The following is a 22442-nucleotide window of genomic DNA, read 5'->3' as shown; positions in this document are numbered from 1 at the left end:
GTCCACTACTCTTCGTCAGTTGCTAACTAATTTTTAAAAATTTTTAAGGTTAGGTGTGTTTGAGTTACTCAAAAGTCAGTTTAAAGCTTATTGACATAGTACGCTGATAATGATGACAGGAACCATGATCATCACCGAATATGATAAAAATATTTTCCAGAAATACGATGTTCGACGCTTGCGATCCACCTGCAACCCCCCTCACCCGTGCTAAACGGCGTCCAGAACATGAAAGCGCTTTAATATCTTCTATGTTCTATGCCTAAGGGAATATTCCTTCTTCTCTTTTAGGGTAAGGGAAGTTGACCGTTAGACCGTCAGCTTACTTGCCCTTCTTCTTCCATTCTTCATTTACCTGCTGTTCAATGGCTTTTCCACCCTGACTATAGTATTTGGTTACGAACTCATCCCACTTATCTACTGACCACGTACCTGTGACAATTTTAGAGTAATACTCGGACCACAGCTTAGGTAAATCCGGGTAGTCCAGCATAGCCTGAGTCGTTTTCCAGAATTGGTTCTTAACCGTGTACTTATTCGTTGTCTCCATCGCGCCCAAAGCCTCTTCCGTCATCCAACGGCGGTCAACCACTTGAATAAATCGAATCGGATTGGAGAATCCTTGCGCATACAACTCCGAGTAAGAGGGAACCTTCATCTCGACGCGGTTCTTGGCCTTATCAAAGGTGTAGTGTTCTTTGTCCACCCCATAGGTAACAAGAGGAAATCCTTCCTCGGTAGCCGACCAATCGATCAATTTCATCAGCTGCTCGGGATTTTTGGTTTTAGCGGAAATAGCTCTTATATCATTGTAGGCCGGTGCATTTTCAGGCCATCCTTGCTTGCCGTTGGGTCCAATAGGGGGTGCCAAGATCTGTAAGTTGCTGGTTGGCACTGCCTTCTTCATCGATAAATTAATAGGCTGCTTAGGATCAACGTTAAATGCATTCCCTTCAAAAATACCAACCTTAGAGCCAATAGCCTTTTCTTCCAGCTGCTTGGTCTCCATAATAACGAATTCCGGGTCAATCAAGCCCTCTTTGAACCATTTCTGTAGAAGGGCCAACACTTCCTTCGCTTCTGGAAGTACCATTCCTTGCTTGAGCTGACCGTCTCTTTCATGCCAAAAAGCCGGGATGATACCGTACGCGCCGAAAATAGCCGAGAAAGGGGTCAATTGAGGATTAGCCGGCTTAGCTGCGCTTAATCCGTAGGTGTCCTTCTTGCCGTTTTTATCCGGATCGTTATTCGTAAATGCTTGCAGAACCTTGTAGAACTCATCCAATGTCTTCGGCTGCTTTAAACCAAGCTGATCCAACCAATCTTGACGTACAGTAAATCCGTTAGTATCCGGACCATTAAACGGCTCCGGCCGGTAGCCCACAGGAAGACCATACACCTTGCCTTTATACTTCAGCGCCTCCAGATCGGATTGTTTAATCAGCTTCTGAATGTTGGGGGAGTTCTTGATCAAATCATCCAACGGTATAATCAAGCCTTCATCTGCGAACCGTGTTAAGGACGGAATATCTACATTGAAGAAATCAGGTAGCTCTCCAGACGAAGCGAACAAATTTAATTTGGTGTAGTATTCCGTTCCGCTGGCTAAAGTTACATTGAAATCGATATTTTTGAGCCCTGCCTTATCTAGAGCAGCCAGTACTTCCTTCTTACCGCGGCCGCCATCGGCTGGATATTCAGGAGCACCGAAATTTCGGAATATCTTATAGGTTTGCTTTTGCGCAACGGCTGGCTCCTTGTTCTCCTTATTATCCTTTGCCGCGGTATCGCCTGGCTTGGGTGTCTGCTGACCGCCCCCATTGTTTGCCGAACAAGCCACTAATGATGCTGTAAAGATGAATGCAAGCGAGCTTATCCATAACCTGCTCTTCATGATTATTCCTCCTTATCGTTTTTCGAAAGAAAAAAACTTCTATAAGCATTTAGCTTTTAACAGAACCTAGCATAGCGCCCTTCACAAAATGTTTTTGCAAAAAAGGGTATATACACAGGATGGGGATAAGAGCCACGATAATCGTTGCCGCGACTACCGAGTCAACAGACGAGCCCGTCAGCTCTCCAGTCATTCGCGCCGTCACCTGCCCATTGATAACATCCCTTAACATGAGCGGCAGTGTGTATTTGCTTTTATCCGTCAAATAAATGAGCGCCTGCAAATAATTATTCCATAGGTTTACGGCCTCCCATAGCGAGACTGTAGCCAGAACTGGCTTGGAAAGCGGTAGCACAATAGAGAAAAAAATACGAACCGGATTAGCCCCGTCAATCATCGCCGAATCCTCCAGCTCCACGGGAAGCGTACGAAGGAAGCTCATGATGATAATAATGTTGAAAGCCGATATAGCTGTAGGCAATATTAAAGACCACAACGAATTAATCAGGCCCAATTCCTTCACTAAGATGTAGGTTGGTATCATTCCCCCGCTAAACAGCATTGTAAATAGAACAAGTACCAGGATCCATTTCTGTATCGGCATTTCTTCCTTGGTCAACGGGTAGGACATCATGGCCGTTAATAAAACGCCGACTATAGTCCCTACAACCATGATGAATATGCTGTTACCATACGCCACCCATATATAGTCGTTGCCAAGCACCATTCTGTAGGCATCCAGCGTAAATGATCTCGGCCAGAAAAAGGCCCCCCCTCTCATTGCTTCTTCCATAGAGCTTAACGACAAAGCTAACTCATGCCACAATGGATACAACATGATTAATGCTACGAAAGTCAGAAATACCAGGTTAAAAACATCAAATATTCCGCCTCTTGCTATCCTCAACTAACTTCACCTCCTACGCCTGAGACAAATGAATACGCTATCATTTTGGCATACATAGAATGAACTGTACCAGAGTCACTATTTGTATTTATGTTTACATCCTTGCTTTTAACTAAATTTGGAGGGAAATGATACATGATGTTTGATTTCATACACGTTTTGTGGCGGAGACTCGCTCGCTGTTGTTTTATTGATTATGATGGACGTGCCTATATTCACTATCCCCTTCATTCAGTTTGCTAGCCCTTTTGCCCACTATCCCCTCCACTCAGCACGAAATCCCTTTTAACCACTATCCCCTTCATTAAGTACACAAGCCCTTTAGCCACTATCCCCTTCTCTCAGCACGAAATTCCTTTTAACCACTCCCCCTTCTCTCAGCACGAAATCCCTTTTAACCGCTATCCCCTTTACTCAGCACGAAATTCCTTTTAGCCACTATCCCCTTCATTCAGTACAAAAGCCCTTTTAACCACTATCCCCTTCATTCAGTACAAAAGCCCTTTTAACCACTATCCCCTTCATTCAGTACGAAATCCCTTTAATTTTACCGCACCCGCAAAAGTTCCAAATGAACCTCAATCAAACATTCAATATAACTTTGCACGAGTGTGAGCTGCGTTTTTTAGTGTCTCAAGTTAACCCGAACAGTTTGATGCCTCACCTTCACTTGCTGACTCTATCTATTTGAAACTGGCTTACTGAGCAAAGGGGATAGTGGCCAAAAGACTAACTATGACTATAAGAACATAAAATAATCTCACCACGGAAAAATAATCCGCACCATATATTCATCAAAGCATTATCCTTATTCACCAGAAATATTCGTGTATTAGAGGTGACTTTCCTTGCAATATCAGACTTGTTAAGCTTCGCTGAAAACGTATATAGTCTGGTATCATAAGAAAAGCTTCTATTCGAAGCCCTCTCGATGAAGATACATTCGTGTCTTAGCGGTAGCTTTTCTTGCAATATTAGAAAGGTGAACCTCCGGTTCAAACTTAAACTTTCTAATATTATCAAAAAAAACGCCCATCCAAGGGGCGTTTTTGATTAAGTCGGGCATTCTTCTTCACGTTTTACACCAAGTAAATCACACTAATCAGCTTCTCGCCATGATAAATCACAATGACATGCTTATCCTTGTCGTGGCTGATGGTACATTTGCCAACAATCATTTTCGGATCGCTGCCAAGTCCATAGAATATGTCGTCAGCCAACGTTTTAATACATTCCTGCTGTTCCTCAGGCTCCAATTCATTCCATTCCTCTGATGTCATCTCCAAAAAGGAATAACATTCATCCATACTGTATAAAGCTTCGGTAAAATCGTTAATAATGTCAGGATACTCCCGACCAAATTTAATTCCCACAACATCAGTCCTTTCGAATGGAAATGGATTGGAAATGCTTACTAAGCATTTTAACCTGAAAAAACCATTACATGCAACCGGGCAGAGGAGGAAGCATTTAAATCCAAAATCTGTTACACTATAAGGATAGACAACGAGTTCGGAGGCGGAACGATTCTCATGCTGAAGCTGCAAATCCCGAAAAACCGAATAAATTTTTTAATCGAACGGATGCAGCATGACTTTGAGTTGCCGATACTGGAACGCGGATGGGAATTTTACCACAAAGCCCGTGTGAAACACATAGAGCTATTACATGGAGTGGAAATCTCCGCCTCCGTACACGGCAAAGAGAAATACGAAGTCATTCTGGATATGGACAATTTTGCGAAAAGCAGCTGCACCTGCTCCTATTCATCCAATTGCAGACACATGGCTGCTGTTATATTCACATTGTATGCATCCTATGCACGGCCGGAACTGCTTCTACAGCAGTTAAAGCAAGCCATTTTAGTAAAAAGCCGCCAGCAGCAAACCCGTACTTCTTCATCGATATCCAAAGCCGAGAAGAAACAGGAACGGTTGGAGGCACTGCAGGCAAATCAACTGCCAACGGTTTGGCAGCGTTTCTTTGATCAGCAATTTTACGGCTACTCCCTTTCACAGCAGCACTCGATTGAGCTGTTTTACAACGCAGCCAAGGACTCGCTGACTCCGCTTGCCGCGGATTGGGAGGAATCTTTGCGTCGTCTCTACGAGCTGCATGTGGTTCTATTCGTTATGCGAAAAATAGAGCAGTTTTATGCGGACACCAAGTCCTCCTATTTGTCTTATTACATTGAAACAGGCAGCAAAACCGTCGCCAAGCAATGTATAGAGCAGCTTGAGAGTATACTGCCAGCCTTGGATTTTACTGCGCTCCTGAAAAAATACGAAGCTGCTGTGGATGACACTATGACGATGATCGGCGAAGCCGCGTTAACCGGCAAGGACTCGCCCATGGATTGGCTGCTCGCCTATCGGAGCATTTGGTGGCGTCTGGAAAGCTGGCCGGAACGTCTGGAGCGCGAACGCAAGCGGCTTCAGCTTATAGCATCGAAGTCAAATGTCATGCCGCGCAGACGTGAAGCCGTTATAATCGCACTGGCGCACTTCGATATCATGGACGGCAAGGATGCAAAAGCGCGAGCGCTTCTCGAGCAGCTTGCCAAACGGGAAGCGCGCGACTTTTTCATCTACCTGCATCGTTTTTACGATGGGCAGGAGTGGGATCGCATGCTGGCATGGCTTAGATGGCTGCTTCCCTCTGTACAACGTGCCCAACAAGAAGAGCTGCGGATTTTTTGTACCTATTGGATGGAGGCTGTCAGCCGCCAGCCTGATGACGGCGAATGGGTCGATGTCATGATCGCCCTTCTGCCGCGGACCTACTATTTCTATACAGCCTATTTGCTAAAAGCGAACCGGTTTAAGGCTTGGGTTGATTTGCAGCTGGCAAACCGTGTTTCTCCACTTAATTTATATGCGCTGGATTTAAAAAATGTGGAGGCGAACGATCCCTCCCTACTGCTGCCGCTGTACCACCAAGCCGTAGAACGATGCATTGCGGAGAAAAACCGCAACTCTTACAAAATGGCCGTCAAGCTGCTGAAAAAGCTGCATGCTTACTATAAAAAACTGGAGAAACTGAACACCTGGGAAGAGTATATCTACCGCCTGGCGAATCGGTATTCCCGCTTACGTGCACTGCAAGAAGAGCTTCGGAAAGGGAAATGGATTCCATGAGTGATACGACTGCGATAACCATTAACACCCGATGGATCGCCCCCGGCTGCTTTTTCTTGTGGGGCGTCCGGCATAACGGCGGCATCAGTGACGCCTATGATTTGAAGAACCTGCTGTTTGCTTGGCATCAGCAGTCTTTTTACGGGACGTTCATAGAGGTCACGGAGTCGATGAACGTTGAAGGACTACAGCTGCCGGCATTAGAGGCGCTGGACTACTTCTGCAACCCAAGCGCAGTCCAGCATTTGAAGCTGGACTGGAGCCGTGAGCTGCAGGAGCTCCTTCACTTGGCGCCGCATGTGAAGGAGGCGCTGGTGCAGGGCCGCTGCATGCCCGACTTCACGAAGTGGAAGGCGGGCGAGCTAGGCTGGAAGCTGGCGCTGCCGGACAGCGTGGCAGCGGAAGGCTTGTCACCACTGGCGCAGCAGTGGATGGATCGGCTCATCCCCGAGTGGGGCGAGGAGGATGGCGTGCTGCGCCAAAGCATACGCCAGCTGGAGCAGACGTATCCATTGCTTCAGCGCGGCAAGCTCCCGGCCGATTTATGGATGGACGAGGAAGATTGGCTCGTCTCCATTGGCTGGCAAACGGACGGCACGCCGTTCAGGACGTGCCTGCAGCTGAGCGAGCCGCCGCAAGGCCGCGGCAGCTGGCCACTGCGCGTGATCCTGCAGGATCGCGCGAACAAGGATGTGCTGCGCGAGGTCGACGCAGCAGTGCTCGAAACCGCAGCGCAGGCTGATGCAGCGGCAGAGGCCGCCGATGGCGCTGCTGCATCATCGGTCAACGAAGCAGCGCCCGTTGGCGAGCACAGCAGCGCGCCCTTGCGCTCAGCCAACTCTGCGCTCGCCGAGCTGCCTGCCGCTTGGCAGCCGCATCTGCACCGCGCGGCGAAGGACCTCGCCAAGTGGCGGCGCATCCAGCCCTCGCTGCAGCAGGGCGAGGACAACCCGGCCCTGCGCAGCGAGCTGACGCAGGATGAAGCTTGGCAGCTGCTCACGCAGGGCAGCCTGCGCTTGATGGAGGCGGGCTACTCCGTCTTCCTGCCCGCCTGGTGGGAGCGGATTCGCCGTTGGAAGCCCCGGCTCAAGGCGAAGATCAAATCATCGGTCGGCTCCGGACCGCAGGCGATGTTTGGTCTGCAGCAGCTGATGCAGTTTGATTGGAAGATCGCGCTCGGAGATATCGAGCTGACTGAAGAAGAATTCCGTACGCTGCTTGAAGAAAAGCGGAAGCTCGTACAAATTCGCGGCCAATGGATTCAGCTTGATCCTGCACAGCTGCAGCAGCTCGAGCAAGTTATGAAGCAGGTGCAGAAGAAGCAGGGGCTTTCGTTCCGCGATGTATTAGAGCTTCACCTGCTCGGCTCCTCCGAAGGAGAGGAGGAGTTTGGTTTCCAACGCTCCCTCCAAATGGAGGTTGAGTTGAATGAACAGCTGCAGGAAATGGTTGAGCTGCTCAACCATGCTAAGCGACCGCCGCTGATTGATCCTCCCGCATCCTTCCGCGGGACATTGCGCCCTTATCAGCTGGAGGGTATATCCTGGCTGCTGTTTCTACGCAGCGCCGGTCTTGGCGGCTGTCTTGCCGACGACATGGGTCTTGGCAAAACGATTCAAATGATCACCTATCTGCTGCATATGCGCGAGCAGATGGCTGCCGAAGAAGGGGAAGAAGCCGCCGAACGCATTCCTTCCCTACTGATCTGCCCTACCTCGGTGCTCGGCAATTGGCAGAAGGAGCTGCAGCGGTTCGCCCCGGAGCTGAAGGTTCATCTGCATTATGGACCGAATCGCGCCAAAGGCGAAGCCTTTAAGGAAACCTGCCTGGGCTATGATCTCATCCTGACTACCTATACCTTGTCGCATTTGGACGAAATAGAGCTGGCCCAGGTTGAATGGAGCTCCATCTGTCTCGATGAAGCCCAAAACATTAAGAACGCCTACACCAAGCAAGCCACATCGATCCGCAGCTTGAAAGGGCAGCATCGAATCGCCATGACCGGAACTCCCATTGAGAACCGGCTCACCGAGCTATGGTCTATCTTTGATTTCTTAAATCCCGGTTACTTGGGCACACTGCGCGAGTTCACGCACCGCTATGTAACGGCTATTGAGAAATCCAATGATCCGGAGCTAGTCACGAAGGTCCAGCGATTAATTCGCCCCTTCCTGCTTCGCCGTGTCAAGAAAGACCCCGCCATCCAATTGGATTTGCCGGAGAAATACGAGAACAAAACATTCGTTTCACTCACAGCCGAGCAAGGTATTCTATATGAAAACTATATTAAGGATATGTTCGATAGATTGGATCGTCTGAGCGCAATGGAACGGAGAGGCTTAATTCTTGCGGCTTTGACGAAGCTCAAGCAAATATGCAATCACCCGTCGCTCATGCTCAAGGAACCAGCCGGTTCCCCTTGGCAGCAGCGCTCCAACAAAGTGGAGCGGCTGTTGGAAATGGTTCAGGAGCTTCGTCAAGAAGGGGATAAATGCCTTATTTTTACACAGTTCGTGGAAACAGGGCATTTGCTGCAGCGCATTCTGGAGCAGGAGCTGGAAACGCCCGTTCTGTTCCTGCACGGTGGAACTCCGAAGGCCGGCAGGGATCGCATGATCAGCGAGTTCCAAGGCGATACCCTACTTCCGGAAGGACAGCAGCCGAGCATCTTCCTTCTATCCCTGAAAGCGGGAGGCACAGGGCTGAACTTGACCGCTGCCAACCACGTGTTTCACTTTGACCGTTGGTGGAATCCTGCAGTGGAGAACCAGGCAACCGACCGGGCTTTTCGAATCGGCCAAACCCGGCATGTTCAGGTGCATAAATTTGTAACGTTGGGGACACTTGAGGAGAGAATCGACGAAATGATCGAGAAGAAGCAGGGTTTAAGCCAACAAATCGTAGGTAACGGAGAGCAGTGGATTACCGAAATGTCCACAGATGATTTGAAGGAGCTATTCTCATTGCGCAGCGAGTGGATTGAAGGTTAGATTGATAGTCCGGATCAAACGCTCAAGTCCAGAAAAATATAATGCGTGTCACCAACCGGACAAGAGTAAGTTTGCATAGGCTGGGCTGTGTCGAGGTCCGTATACACTTGGGAGAGCATTCCTTGACGCTGATTATTCATTCGCATCATATTAGGAATAAAGTAAGGGCGCCATATCCAATTCGATCCTTGAAACTGGGCGTCCTGCTTCCATCCTTCCTCCATGTCACGCATGAAATTAGAGGAAACCTGACAACCGTCCTCACGGCATATGTAGATCCTCATTACATTGTCAGCTACAGTACCGAGTAAGTTTCCTATCATCGCATCAGCATCCCGGGCCGAGGAAATATGTGTTTCGGATGAGATTAAATCATTCAGACTTTCTTGTACAGAGAACAAAGCCCGATAACGGGTAATTTCTTGTTCCGTATAGATCCGTATCTCTTCTTTTAATAGCAGCTCATAGTTCCGTTCCGATTGAAAATCTTCCCTGGCCTCCGAGAACAGAAAACCTTGGACGTACCTTGCCCCCGCCTTTAATGAATGATACAAATCCTGCTTCGTTTCCACACCTTCTATCAACAGCGAAGACCCCATCTGTGACGACAAAATGGAGAATGAATTCAATAATGCATTATATCCCTCATGATTTTTGCTTTTTTTCAACAGCTTCAAATCAATTTTCAAAATATTAGGTTTAATCGACGCTATCCGATCATAATTGCTGTATCCGCTGCCTATATCGTCAATCGCAATCAAGCAGCCCTGCTGCCGATAAACTTCTACAATTTTCGACAACTCATCCAAGCGCCCATGGAACTCCTCTTCCGTTATCTCAATGACAACCCTCGATGGCTCCAAACCATGCTTTTCGACAAACTGCAACGTAGGCAACACTCCGGTTTCCTTGTATTTCCTGTAAATCCAGGACGGCTTTAAATTTAAAAAGAGCATAGCAGCATTATCGTCAGATTGGGCAATGGTCGAGATCGCCTTCTCTCGCAACAATCGGTCCACTTGCAAATGATGCTCATCACTTATAGTCGAATCATGAAAGAAAGGCCCAAGGCTGTGAACCCGTCCTTCCTGCACTATTCTACCCAAAGCCTCATAGCCGATTATTTTCTGGTTTTGAAGCGATAATATGGGCTGAAAAAAAGGCTTCAGTTCCTTTTCCAGCGGTATTGGATTCCTCTGCAACATCTTCGCCTCCTGCTGCCTGGATGCGTTAGTTTGGTGTTACCATACCTAACATTTATTAGTCCTCACTGCTATTGTAAGCGAGAATGACTGAACTGGCAAACATTTCTTGCAGCATATTTTACGTTTTTCAACATTTCTCATGTCCACAAGCCTCACATTTACTTCCACCTCCCTCGTTTTCACTTCAATGCCAACATTCCGTCCCCATTTTTGAAAATAACCCTTATTTTTAGACAGTGTAATGCCGAAATAAATAAAGTCCTGTCGTAAATTAGCGAATAATGGAAGTATTTTCTCAAAAATATATGAATTCCAACAAGTTTTATACAGGAATATATTGTCGGTTTGTCGAATTTAATGTTGTGGTCTTGTCGAATTTATTATGGTTAAAAATAGTTAGGTTAAAATTCCGTACATTCTCTTAAAAACAAGGCGGTCTTTATATGAAAATAACACGCTACAATGTATCCTTGCTGTACGTTATCATTATTATTTCCTTGCTTGCTTTTGTAAGCATATCCAGTTACATCGCTTCTACTAATATGGAAAATGAACTGAATAGCGTTGTAACCGAGGTTATCCCTCTATCAGGAGTGGCTGGTAATATTTTGGAGGATATCATCAACCAAGAGACCGGCTTGCGCGGTTATATTGTGTCAGGTGACGATAGATACTTGGAGGCTTATGAGCTTGGCAAGCAGAAGCTGATTCCCGATCTTGATTTAATGGCCGAATACCAAAAGAAATACCCCAGCCTAAAAAGCTTGATGGAAGGCGATATGCTCCCGCAAATTAAGCGTCTGCAGGATTACTACAGCTCACAAATCCTCTTGGTGCAGAACGGCAATATTGAGGATGCCCGCACACGTATTACGAACGGGAAGACAATGATGGATCGGTTCCGCCAGCTCCATATCAAGGTCATAACCGAAATTGATACGATTGCCGATTCCGCTTACAAAGACGCCAACCAAGCAGGACGCACGGCGAGGGTCATCATTACGGTCGGCGGCGGCTTGGCCCTCATAATCGGCTTGATGTCGGCGGTTATATTCAGCCGGGCCAACCGAGCGGAAGCCGCTCTCCGCAAAAGCGAGGAAACCTATCGTTATATGGCGGAGAGCCTGGAGTCCCAGAATGAAGAAATCATCGCTCAGCAGGAGGAGCAGGAGCAGACTCTTGAGAAGCTGTCTCAAAGAGAGCAAGAGCTCGAAACCATTAGCACGTATCAGGAAAAGCTAACAGGCTCTTTGGAAATGTCACTGTTTTTGGAATCCTCCATTCCCGCTTTGCTCGATTCACTCAAGATGGACGCAGCCTTACTTGTCATGAAATCAACCAAGGACGACGATTCGACTGACATACAGGGGGAGGAAGCTTCGGATTCCTATACCATATTATATTCTACCGGCTACCCGCAGCAGCTGCCGCGCAAGATCAAGACGGTATTATTCGGTCCGGCGCTTCGAGTCCTCACGGAAAAAATTCCGATCGAATGCAGGCGGGATCTATCCCCTCTGGAGCTGGGCATACACCAATCGATGAGCCACGCTTTGGATCAATACTACCCTGTGTTTGATGACAATAATGCAGTAATCGGTTTTCTGCTTTTAACCAGCTATTTAACTACACGAAGCGAACAAAGAGGCCGTATTGCCAAAGGTCTGGTACGGCAATTCGGACTTGCTTTCCTTGCACAGCTAATGAACGAGGAACGGCATAGACAATCGATCCGTCTGGAGCAATTGAACGATCAATTGATTCATGAGAAGGATTTAATAGGCAATCAACGCGACTTGATCAATAACATTTTGGAATCAACACATGAAGGCATGATGTTCTGCGATTCAAAAGGCACACTGTTGTTTGTTAATCACCGGATGAGTGACTATATATCACTAAACCAGCATATTGACCAGAATTGGAATGAACTGAGCGTCTTTATTAATCAGACCAATCCTTCGTTTATGCCCATCTATTTGTCCATCGAAGGTCTTTTGAACGGATCCCTCGATAAGCTTACTGAGCGTTTCGTTTATACGGATCAAGACAATCAACAGCGTCATGTAGAGCTTTACGCAACCAAGGTTGGCGATAAAGAAAATCAAGTGGGCTATTTATTCGTATTCCGGGATCGGACAGAAGAGGAAAAGGTTGATGAAATGAAGAACGAATTCGTCAGCATCGTTTCCCATGAACTACGGACTCCATTAGCAAGCGTACTGGGCTTTATTGAGATCTTATTGCACCGCCAGCTCTCACCTGAGAAGCAGCAGAAATATATGGAAACTATTTATAAAGAAGCTAACCGTCTCTCCACCCTAATTAACGATTTTCTGGATTTGCAGCGAATGGAATCCGGCAAGCAAGTATATCACTTTGCACCGGTTGATCTAGTGAGCCTTCTTGAGGAAGCCTCTTACCAATGGAGAGGTAAACAGAGCCATCAGCTCGAGCTGCATGTTCCTGAGAACGAAGTATGGATACGCGCCGATTCTGACCGTTTCAAACAAATTATTCATAACCTGCTTAGCAACGCCATCAAATATTCACCTCAAGCTAACAAGGTTGATGTAAGGATTGAACAGAACGGCGAGCAGATCAAGCTTCTTATCACTGACTACGGACTCGGAATTCCCGATGAGGCAAAGGATAAGCTGTTCTCCAAATTTTACAGGGTTGATAATTCCGACCGCCGCCAAATAGGAGGCACAGGCTTGGGATTAGCCATTGTAAAAGAAATCGTGGATGCCCATCAAGGCTCCATTACATTCATATCCGAGATGGGCAAAGGCACCACCTTCACCGTGGAGCTGAAATCTCACAAGGTGCCGAGCGCCGAGGACAGCATAATCATCCTTGAAGACGACGACAACCTGGCGAAATTAATCCAGGTAGGTCTAACCCGGCTTAACGTCCGTACCGTACATTTGCGTTCAGCGGAGGAAGGAATTATTGCAATCAATCAAATTCGCAGCCTGGGGCCACAGCTTTGTATCGTAGATATCCATCTCGAAGGGACCAAAACCGGATGGGACTTTATATCCGAGCTATACAAGCATCCTGACTATTTCCGTACTCCTGTCATTGTTTCCACAGCTTTGGAGCCACCAATGAACTATCATGAGAAGGACTTCGAGAAGTTCCTACGCAAGCCTTTTTCGATGGAAAAGCTGCTGGAGGTTGCAGAACAGCTCATTAATAATAAAGCGAATCCTACAGCTTACATTTTCCCGGCACAAGACGAGGAGCACATTAAAAACTCCTTGGAAAAGAACGGTATCCACATTAACGAGATCACTAGAGATCAAGATACTATCCAAGTCGAGCTTTCCCATAAACACAATAAAGATACGTAAAGTCAACCAAAAATGATTAACTCAGCGCAAAGCCCGAAGCATCCTGTCTCAGGAGCATCGGGCTTTTTGTTCACACATACCATAGTTTAAGCACTGACAATCTAACAGATGAACGTTCTACAGTTCTTCAATAACCGCGCCTTGAACAAACGACTCTCCCAAAAGAAATTCAACTAGCTTTTCGGCCGTCGCTTCCGGCGATGCAAGCATACCCCGTTCATGTACTTTAGCAAAAATCCCAGCGGATGCGAAAGTGCTTTTATCTGCGTTTCTTGCCTCTTCCTGTAGCGACGTATCTATTATCCCCGGCCAGACGGAGACTACTTTGACGGCAGATGCACCTTCTCCTTGCTCAAGTCCTGCACATTTTGAAAAGACATCTAACCCGGCTTTAGCTGCGGAATAAGCACTCATCCCGGAAAGATGATTTTTTACAGACATGGAGGATACGTTTAAGATCCTTTTTTCAATATGGAGAGGCTGGGTTAAGCGAATAAATAACGAGGTAAGAATCATCGGAGCAAGCAAATTCACATTCAGGTTTCTAGCCAGCTCTCGGCTCTCCGTTCGTTCGATACTGGATAAAGGCGAAATAACTGCTGCATTATTGATAAGATAAAAAGCTTCTGCCCTCGAAGGATCGATCTTACTGAAAATGGCCTGCATTAATTCTTCGATTTGATTGGCTTCATTTAAATCAAATTCATAATAATCGATATTCCCGTGCATACTTCTGGAAATTAAATCATCATTTCTCTTTCTTGAAATGCAAAATAAGTGATGATCTGGATTTACCAGTTTATTAGCAATCGCTTGTCCAAGCCCACGAGAAGTACCGGTAATAATAAAATATTTCATAGCGAAACAACTCCTTTTTTAGTACTTGATACTAGTATCTAATACCAAATATAAACCAAAATATGGAATGTATCAACAACGATCTTTACAAAAATACACAAATAGAACGGGTTTGTTCATCGATCCTTGAACAAACCCGCTCTTATTTTAGCTTGATATTCATCCTTCCAGCCTTCTTACATCCACCGTGACATCTAAAGTCTGGCGCGCAGTACCGCGGTAAACACCTTTCACCGGGACTATGTCCTTGTAGTCACGCCCGTGACCCAGCTTCACATAGCGCCAACCTACTTCCGAGTTGTTCGTAGGGTCAAATCCGAGCCAACCTGTGCCAGGCACGTGCACTTCGACCCATGCGTGGGAAGCCTGCTCGAAATCAGCACTCCCTCCTTGTAAATCGCCAACAAAGTGGTAGCCGCTCACATATCTGGCCGGCAGTCCGATACTGCGGCATGCAGCTATCATAAGATGCGCATAATCTTGGCACACACCCCGCTTCAATCGCAGCGTGTCGCTAACCTTCGAATGTACGTGCGTAGCATAGGGGTCATAAGTGAAATCACGGTGAATACCTTCGGTAATTTGCTTCGCCCAATCATAGTATCCATCCGGCCCCACTTCAAACCCCGCCGCATAAGCAGACAGCTCTTTAGTCACCTCGGTATATGCCGTCGGCAATAAATATTCAATATAACGGTTTTGCAGCCTTTCGCTTTGCAGCAGCTCCCGCTGCTCCTCCAGCGGCACCCTTTTCAGCAAATCCCAGTTTTGATCCTGAGTGACCACCGTCGCTTTCGTCTTAATTACCAGCTCACGATGCGGCTTGCTAACCGAGAAGGAATGCACCCTATTGCCGAAATAATCCTCATAGGTGAATAAAGAAGCAACCGGTTCAATCCATACCTCGTGATGGTAGCAGGATTGACGGTAATTGGTCCGAGGTGTCAACCGGAGTTCATTGACACTGTCCGCAACCGATTCCGCGTACGTATAGCGGGTCACATGGTTGATCTCGATTTTCATGCAGTGGCCTCCTCGAATTGAAAGAAGGCGGTAGCCATCGTCTTGCCAAGCTTTTGACATGAAGCCGTTAAATGCTCCAGAAGCGTCGCCACTTGCTGAGCCCGGAATTCATCAGGCTCAAGACATGCCATCTCTGCTTTTACTTTCCCAGCTTGCCGAATTGCTTTCTCATGAGGAACATGATAGTCCTGAGTTTTCAACTCAATTCCCTTCAAATGCTTCTCCAATTCGGTAAAGGAGAACTGAATCGATCGAGGAAAGCTCTCACTTCTTATCATGAACTCCATTATGTGCTCCACCTGCATCCCATCCCCATAAAAACGCCGGAAGGATTGATATCCGCTTACCGATTTCAATACAGCCAGCATATTCGGGTAAGGGGTAGGGATATCTCGCCCCTCCAACAGCGTTCCCGCTACGGATTGGAGGATTCGGACTGTATTCTCAGCCCTTTCGAGAAACCTGCCGCTTTCAATGAAATGCCATTCGTTCTGCCTCAGCATTACGGAATGCTCCACCCCCTGGAACATGGCCATCCGTTCTTTAATCTGTCTGTAGAAAGCATTGGGCGATTCCTTAATGATATCATCCACCTGCTTTTCTCCAAGCCACAGATAGAACGCGTTCAGCGTATCCCAAAGCTCGCTCGGCAGCTTCTCCCGAAGCGTCCGCAGGTTATTCCTCGCTTGACTGACGCAGGAAAACAAGGAGTTGGCATTGCCCCGATCCAGTGTTATAAATGAGAGCACATCTTTTTCAGTAAATGCTTCAAACTGCTGCACGTACGAAGCACGGGCACCCAATGCATCGATCAACCGGGCCCACTTATGCTCCTTATGCTGAAAATCAGCTTCCTGCTGAATGTGATAATGCACATCAATCAATCTAGCGTGGTTTTCTGCCCGCTCCACATACCGACCTACCCAGAACAAAGCCTCTGCATTACGATTGAGCATGCTCATCACCTCTTCATTTATTGAACCAGCGGTGTTCCTGCACTACAGCTGTTGCCGCAAAACAAGCATCTCCCAAACATACATCTAATAAACAAGTACCTTTAATGCATCTATCACCTTCTACGCAAGCACCCAAGTATCCTTGCAGCCCCCGCCCTGCGAAGAGTTTACGACCAGCGAGCCTTCCCTCAGCGCCACTCGGGTTAAGCCGCCTGGAATAATATGAGTGTTGCCATTACCCATTAGAACAAACGCCCTCAAATCGATATGCCGAGGTACCATTCGCCCATCCAGCATGACAGGCGCACGCGACAGCTGCATGGTCGGTTGGGCAATATAGCGCTCTGGATCGAGTCTTATTTGTTCAGCGAAGGCCTCGATTTCTTGCTCTGTAGCCGCTGGGCCGATAAGCATCCCATAACCGCCGGATAACGAAGTTTCTTTGACTACCATCGTGTGCAATCTCTCCAGCACATACTCCCTCTCATCAGGACGAGACAGCAAATAGGTTGGCACATTATTTAAGATAGGCTCTTCATTCAAATAGTAGCGAATCATATCCGGAACATAAGCATATATGGCTTTATCATCCGCTATTCCCGTCCCGGGAGCATTAGCTATGGCGATATTGCCCGCACGGTAAGCATTCATAATACCGGCCACGCCTAACATTGAATCAGGCCTGAAGGCTAGCGGGTCGAGGAAATCATCATCAATCCGACTGTACAGCACATCTACCTGCTGCAGTCCTTTCATGTTGCGAATATAAATTTTATGGTCTATAGCTACAAGGTCGCGTCCCTCAACCAGATGAATCCCCATCTGTTGAGCCAGGAAGGCATGCTCATAATAAGCGGAATTGAATTCACCAGGTGTAAGCAAGGCAATGACCGGCTCGGACTTTCGAGATGGGGACAGACTACGAAGTGATGAAAGAAAATGATTTAAGCTGTGCTCCACGTCACGGATAGAACTGGAGAAGGTTAGCTCTGGGAATAACTGATTCATAATGGATCTGCCTTTGAATAAATACGAGAAACCCGATGGAGAGCGCAGATTATCCTCCAACACATAATAACGTCCATCTGCGTCACGTATCAGATCAATTCCAGAGGTAGCCATGTAGACCCCGCCAGGAACATCAATATGCATCATCTCCGGCCTGAAGTAACGATTGCCTACGATCATTTTTCTAGGAATAAGACCCTCGGCTATCATATTTTGTTTATGGTACATGTCGTGAAGAAATTGATTCAACGCTTTGACTCTTTGCAGCAGCCCTCGTTCAAGCATGGACCACTCATCACCAGGGATAACCCTCGGTATCATATCGAAGGGAATCGTTCTCTCCAGCGGCTGCGATTGCTCAGGCTGATAGAGCGTAAACGTAATCCCTTCCTCCAGCATGCGCCGGTTCATCGCCTTTTGCTTGGCAGCAAGCTCTTCACCCTTCATTTTGGAGAAACAGCTGTGTGCCTGCTGATAGTGAGGGCGCACCAGCAAGTCCTGCATAAACATTTCATCATAGAATGACTCCAGTGGATATGGAGTATTGTGGGAACGGTTGATCATCGCCATATGATGTTCGGTATTGGATGCGTAAAAACCGTACACCCTAACCAGTCCCTCCCCTCTTTTTCTGTTTAATGTTATATTATATGACGCAAAATCAATAAAAACACTCCAAAATCCGAATATTCAGAACCTTTATACCTACTATCATATGCCTCAGCGCTTTTTGTGTCAATATACATGACAAATAATTAACAATTATTTTTTACATAATTTGTGTTATTGATAACAGTACCTATTTCAGTATAGCCTCACGTCGACATTTGATTCCGCAAACACAAATACCACCCCAAATCCATAATGGATGGGGTGGCATATTTCCAAAACGTATGTAACACCTATCTCCTGCGCGTTTCCGTCAGGCGGAACTGATCCACCAGCTGCTGCAAAAAGTCCGTAATAGCTTCCACATGGCTGGAGGTATGGCGCACATTAACAATGTCTGCGAGCAGCTCCTGAACCTTGCCCTCAACCTCTGTAGAAATTTGGCGATTTTCCATACTGACCTCGGCAATTTTCTCCATCAATCCTACTACCTCGTCAACCACTTGCGTCTTTAATGACTCCTCCGCGCTTGCGCCGCTCAAAATTTCCGATGCCGCAGCAACAAGCTGAGTACCCTCAGCAACTACTTGAGTACCTTCTTCCATTGATTGAAAGGCTTCTTTGGCATTTTTATAAATCAGCTGGACGGTATCATTAATTTCTTCGGTAGATTTGCGCGTAAGGTCAGCCAGCTTCCTTATTTCACCGGCAACGACAGCAAAGCCTTTACCATGCTCCCCGACACGAGCTGCCTCAATTGAAGCATTGAGCGACAGCAGATTGGTCTGACTGGATATTTCTTCTATGACTTGAAGGACATTTTTGATTTTTTGCGTCGTTTCCATAAAGGTCAGGATCGTCTTATTCGTATCCGCCACTTTGGTGGAGATTTGCCTCATTTTATCGCCAATACGCTCCACTTCACTTTGCGCCACAGCTATTTGCTCGGACGCCTTGTCTTCAAGCACACGCAGCGTCCCCTGCATATCGCCCACAACATCCTTGGCAACGTCAATATCCTTCAGCTGTCTGCGGATACTTCGGATCATGTCATGGATTTTCCCACTCATTCTCTCTGTGGAGCCTTCAGTATTCACGGTCGAAACCGTGAGAACATGCTGGCTGGACAACACATCCGAGGCGGCCTGTTTAACCTGCAGCATAATTCCTTCCAAGGAGTCGATCATATTGTTGATCCACATGGCAAGCTCCTTGGTCTCGTCATGCATGAATTGTCCATGCTCCAACCGCTGGGTCAAGTCACCCTTGCCCTCGGCATTAATACGGATGAACTGATTAATTTTATGCAAATTATCCACTACCGGCTGCGAGCCTTTTTTATGAAGAGTCCACGCAATCAAAAGCCCATAAAGTAAATTGAATGCCCCAATCACACAAGCGACAATCCACGGAGACATTTGACCCATGATTAAGTAGACCAAAGCTGCCGACAACAAGGCAAAACCACCCAGCAGCGGAAGCTGCAACCGCGTCAATTTCCAGCGAATGCTGCGAATCCGGTACACCTCTTCCAAATCTCCTTCGCACATCATCCCCCAAACATCAGGACAATGCGGAAGCTGGAAGGTAACCCCCTTGCCTATTACAGAAATATGACGGTAATCGGAATAGCCCGGGAACGTTACGAACAGATTGCTGCCGTTAGCTATCGTGTTTGCTACACCAGGATGCAGCATGCCAGTCGCAGGATCAGTAAACATCAGCTCCAGCTCCGTATGCTCCTTCACACTCACAGTACCCCAATCCGTCGTGACCCCATCCTTCAAATTCTCTCCAAAAGTGAAGGTGCGGTCTTCAAACCGGCTTCGTGACAATGCTGTACCAGGAGCAATCTGCGAGTTCAAGCCCGGCCGTGCCATAAAAATATAGTTATCCCCAGAGTCCGGATATACATGGCCGGATTCTCGCTGGATCAAATCACCAATCACATCATTAGGCACCCGACCGCATAACGCCCCCACGCGCTTGCCCTCTTTCATCAAAGGAATGATGTAGAGCAAAGTCATTTTATCGTGGAATGCAGATGTGCTGGGTCCGATTTGTTCAGTCAATGCATCTGCAAATGGACCGAACAAGCATTTTTTCCCGCTATTCGAATACTCCAATCCCTTGGAAAAGGGAGCTCTTCCCCCATACCGCACACCGATGTGAGCCGCGTAAGACGAGAATGTTACAGCAGCTTCTTCATCTAATAAAAAAATTTCAGAAAAATCTGAGGCCCGGTTTCCAGCTGCTGTAAACAATTTATCGACGGCCGCACTCCAAAGCTCGGGAGAATTACTCCGCTCCACTTCCAGCGAACCCATCTGTTCCAACAGCCTGTCCAAATGAGACCAGTATTCGTTTGTCCAGCTTTTTAATAACTCCATGCGGGTACTGGCAATACCTTCAAAAATATCCTCTACATCCTCCTTCATCCCGCGATTTAAACGGCAGGACCACCACAACGGCAAGCCTTTCTTAAACCCCAACCAATCAAACATACGATCTCCCCCAGACCTAAGTCCTGCGTTACGATAATGTGAACAATTATAACACAGACTTTGTGCGGATGTGAGATAAAAACAACGTTTTTTTACAAATTTTCATATAAAATTTCCTAAATAATACGAAAAAGGCGTTCATTCGACGATAACCTCACATGATTCATTCGTTTTTTAGCAAAAATCGCCTGATCGACTCGGATCTTGTTCTTTATTTCACATAATAACTATCGTTTTTTTGCACGCAAAAGCATCACCCTCCTCATCCGAAGATAAGGAGGGCGATGCTGTACGCTCCGCTCCACGTGTGAGGAGTAGGCCCGTCGCCGGAAAGCCACTCGAAAGAGCGAACCCCTCAGGTCATAAGCTCTAACACCGTCACAACCAACCGTATGATTATCGCCTGAAGCCTATTGAATCAAGGAAAGCTATGAACCCGGAGATACCTTGCTCATTACGTTTATAAACACCCGCATCCCTAAGCACATCGGCAAATTTATGCCCCACTGCGGACTGCAGCACTCTCTGAGCCGCCTCTGCAGTGAGATTGCTGCCATGTGCAGAGATCAGTTCATCGATCCAGACTGTATGCTTGTATAGAGGATGATCCGGTTGATCGATGATTTTTCCATCAAACGGGAGATTGCCTGTCAATATTTCAGAAAGCAGCTCCAGCTCTTCCTTAAGTCGACCCGGCAGTACAGCCAAGCCCATGACCTCGATTAAGCCGATGTTCTCTTTTTTAACATGGTGAAGCTCTTTATGAGGGTGGAATATGCCGTCTGGATGCTCCTCGTTTGTACGATTGTTTCGCAGGACAAGATCCAGCTCATATTCGCCGCTCGCATTATTTCTAGCAATAGGGGTTACTGTATTATGTGAAATGCTCACTCCAGCTTGCTCCGTGTAGGCAATAATCTCATGACCCTGGTCGCTGTAACCCTTCCACGCATTCAAGATCGTCTCCGCCAGCTTAAGCAGCAGCATTTTATTATGACTCGACATACGGATGACCGACATCGGCCATTTGACGATCCCGAGTCTTACATTCGGGTACTCCGGGCTAGTGAAGCTGTGCTCAACTGGAGCTTTTTCCATGGCAAACTTATGCTTGCCGCCCTGAAAATGGTCGTGATTAAGGATCGACCCGCCTACAATCGGTAAATCGGCATTCGAGCCGATGAAATAATGCGGAAATTGATCGATAAAATCAAGCAACCGATAAAAGGTGTGAGGCGATGTTTTCATCGGCCTATGCTGCTGATCGAAAATAATGCTGTGCTCATTATAATAAACGTAAGGCGAATACTGAAGGTACCACGCATCTCCATCGAGCTGCAGAGGAATGACCCTCAGATTCTGCCTTGCCGGATGGTTAATCCGGCCTGCATAGCCGACATTGTCGATACAGAGCAGACATTTGGGGTAATTGCTTTGAGGCGCTGTCTTCAGCAGCGCAATTTCTTTAGGATCCTTTTCCGGCTTGGACAAATTAACCGTGATTTCTAAATCGCCATATTCCGTCGGCGCAAGCCAGTATTGATTCTTGGCAATCCGGTCCATCCGGATGTAGTTAGAATCCATACAGAGCTGATAGAAATCATCGGTCGCCCGCTCCACACCTTGTTGACTGGAGATGCTCCAGAAACGGTTGGCCACCTCTGACTGGCGCGGCATCAAGCAGCCCATTATTTTCGCATCCAGCAAGTCGCGCAGCGTCGTATTATTATCTGCAAGAATGCCTGTCACAGAGGCATAATCGAGCAAGGGCTCGAGCAGCTCCACCACACTCTCGGAAGCAGGCTCCTCAACCTCTCCTGTATAAGGTTCGTCGATCCGCAGCAGCTCAAGCAGTGCATTGCGTGCAGCGTAGCTGTCAATCGGGCTCAGCAGCTTGCGCCGAATGCCGAACTTAATCAGCTTTTCAATATCCTGCGCAGCAGCCGCCTGCCTTTCTATTGCTTCTTCCATCGTGATGCTCCTCCTATCCGT

The 22442-nt window shown here is 47.2% G+C and carries 13 protein-coding genes; 3 read left to right on the top strand and 10 right to left on the bottom strand.

Annotation, left to right across the window (positions count from 1 at the left end; all coding sequences use genetic code 11):
• Nucleotides 1–322 precede the first annotated feature (322 nt).
• From ACFQ0C_RS35210 to ACFQ0C_RS35200, 3 genes are all read right to left on the bottom strand, one after another.
• A complete protein-coding gene (locus ACFQ0C_RS35210; protein WP_379374031.1) occupies nt 323–1894 on the bottom strand; it encodes an extracellular solute-binding protein in 1572 nt (523 codons plus the stop codon).
• A 49-nt stretch (nt 1895–1943) separates the two neighbouring features.
• The gene (locus ACFQ0C_RS35205) at nt 1944–2801 is read right to left on the bottom strand and encodes a carbohydrate ABC transporter permease (protein ID WP_379374029.1); all 858 of its coding nucleotides are present in this window, start codon (nt 2799–2801) and stop codon (nt 1944–1946) included.
• A 1079-nt stretch (nt 2802–3880) separates the two neighbouring features.
• Complete coding sequence (locus tag ACFQ0C_RS35200; RefSeq protein ID WP_258217609.1) at nt 3881–4174, bottom strand: hypothetical protein; 294 nt, start codon at nt 4172–4174, stop codon at nt 3881–3883.
• A 159-nt stretch (nt 4175–4333) separates the two neighbouring features.
• On the opposite strand from ACFQ0C_RS35200, the gene ACFQ0C_RS35195 reads away from it, so the two are divergent.
• Nucleotides 4334–5938, top strand: a complete 1605-nt coding sequence (locus tag ACFQ0C_RS35195; RefSeq protein WP_379374027.1) for an SWIM zinc finger family protein — start codon at nt 4334–4336, stop codon at nt 5936–5938.
• Nucleotides 5926–8928 (top strand): DEAD/DEAH box helicase, encoded by a 3003-nt coding sequence (locus tag ACFQ0C_RS35190; protein WP_379374025.1) that lies wholly within the window; start codon nt 5926–5928, stop codon nt 8926–8928. Before ACFQ0C_RS35195 ends, ACFQ0C_RS35190 begins: the two co-directional genes overlap by 13 nt.
• A 14-nt stretch (nt 8929–8942) precedes the next feature.
• Here the strand turns inward: ACFQ0C_RS35190 and ACFQ0C_RS35185 are convergent, their stop codons facing one another.
• Nucleotides 8943–10133 (bottom strand): EAL domain-containing protein, encoded by a 1191-nt coding sequence (locus ACFQ0C_RS35185; protein WP_379374023.1) that lies wholly within the window; start codon nt 10131–10133, stop codon nt 8943–8945.
• Nucleotides 10134–10576: 443 nt separating this feature from the next.
• Here ACFQ0C_RS35185 and ACFQ0C_RS35180 point away from each other — a divergent pair, with 443 nt between their 5' ends.
• Nucleotides 10577–13492 carry an ATP-binding protein gene (locus ACFQ0C_RS35180; protein ID WP_379374021.1) on the top strand — a complete coding sequence of 972 codons (2916 nt, stop codon included), beginning with the start codon at nt 10577–10579 and terminating at the stop codon, nt 13490–13492.
• Between the two features lie 117 nt (nt 13493–13609).
• Here the strand turns inward: ACFQ0C_RS35180 and ACFQ0C_RS35175 are convergent, their stop codons facing one another.
• From ACFQ0C_RS35175 to ACFQ0C_RS35150, 6 genes are all read right to left on the bottom strand, one after another.
• Nucleotides 13610–14350 carry a (S)-benzoin forming benzil reductase gene (locus ACFQ0C_RS35175; protein WP_379374019.1) on the bottom strand — a complete coding sequence of 247 codons (741 nt, stop codon included), beginning with the start codon at nt 14348–14350 and terminating at the stop codon, nt 13610–13612.
• Nucleotides 14351–14509: 159 nt separating this feature from the next.
• A complete protein-coding gene (locus ACFQ0C_RS35170) occupies nt 14510–15373 on the bottom strand; it encodes a transglutaminase family protein (RefSeq protein WP_258217602.1) in 864 nt (287 codons plus the stop codon).
• Nucleotides 15370–16329 carry an alpha-E domain-containing protein gene (locus ACFQ0C_RS35165; protein ID WP_379374016.1) on the bottom strand — a complete coding sequence of 320 codons (960 nt, stop codon included), beginning with the start codon at nt 16327–16329 and terminating at the stop codon, nt 15370–15372. Before ACFQ0C_RS35165 ends, ACFQ0C_RS35170 begins: the two co-directional genes overlap by 4 nt.
• A 120-nt stretch (nt 16330–16449) precedes the next feature.
• Nucleotides 16450–17907 carry a circularly permuted type 2 ATP-grasp protein gene (locus tag ACFQ0C_RS35160; protein WP_379374035.1) on the bottom strand — a complete coding sequence of 486 codons (1458 nt, stop codon included), beginning with the start codon at nt 17905–17907 and terminating at the stop codon, nt 16450–16452.
• A gap of 332 nt (nt 17908–18239) precedes the next feature.
• Nucleotides 18240–20450 carry a methyl-accepting chemotaxis protein gene (locus ACFQ0C_RS35155; protein WP_379374014.1) on the bottom strand — a complete coding sequence of 737 codons (2211 nt, stop codon included), beginning with the start codon at nt 20448–20450 and terminating at the stop codon, nt 18240–18242.
• Nucleotides 20451–20846: 396 nt separating this feature from the next.
• Complete coding sequence (locus ACFQ0C_RS35150; RefSeq protein ID WP_379374012.1) at nt 20847–22421, bottom strand: UDP-glucose--hexose-1-phosphate uridylyltransferase; 1575 nt, start codon at nt 22419–22421, stop codon at nt 20847–20849.
• Nucleotides 22422–22442 lie beyond the last annotated feature (21 nt).

The organism is Paenibacillus sp. GCM10027630 (assembly GCF_042676305.1).
In the GTDB taxonomy this organism is placed as follows: Bacteria; Bacillota; Bacilli; order Paenibacillales; family NBRC-103111; genus Paenibacillus_S.
The sequence above is the reverse complement of the archived record's forward strand: the minus strand, read 5'-3'. Positions and strand labels throughout refer to the sequence as shown.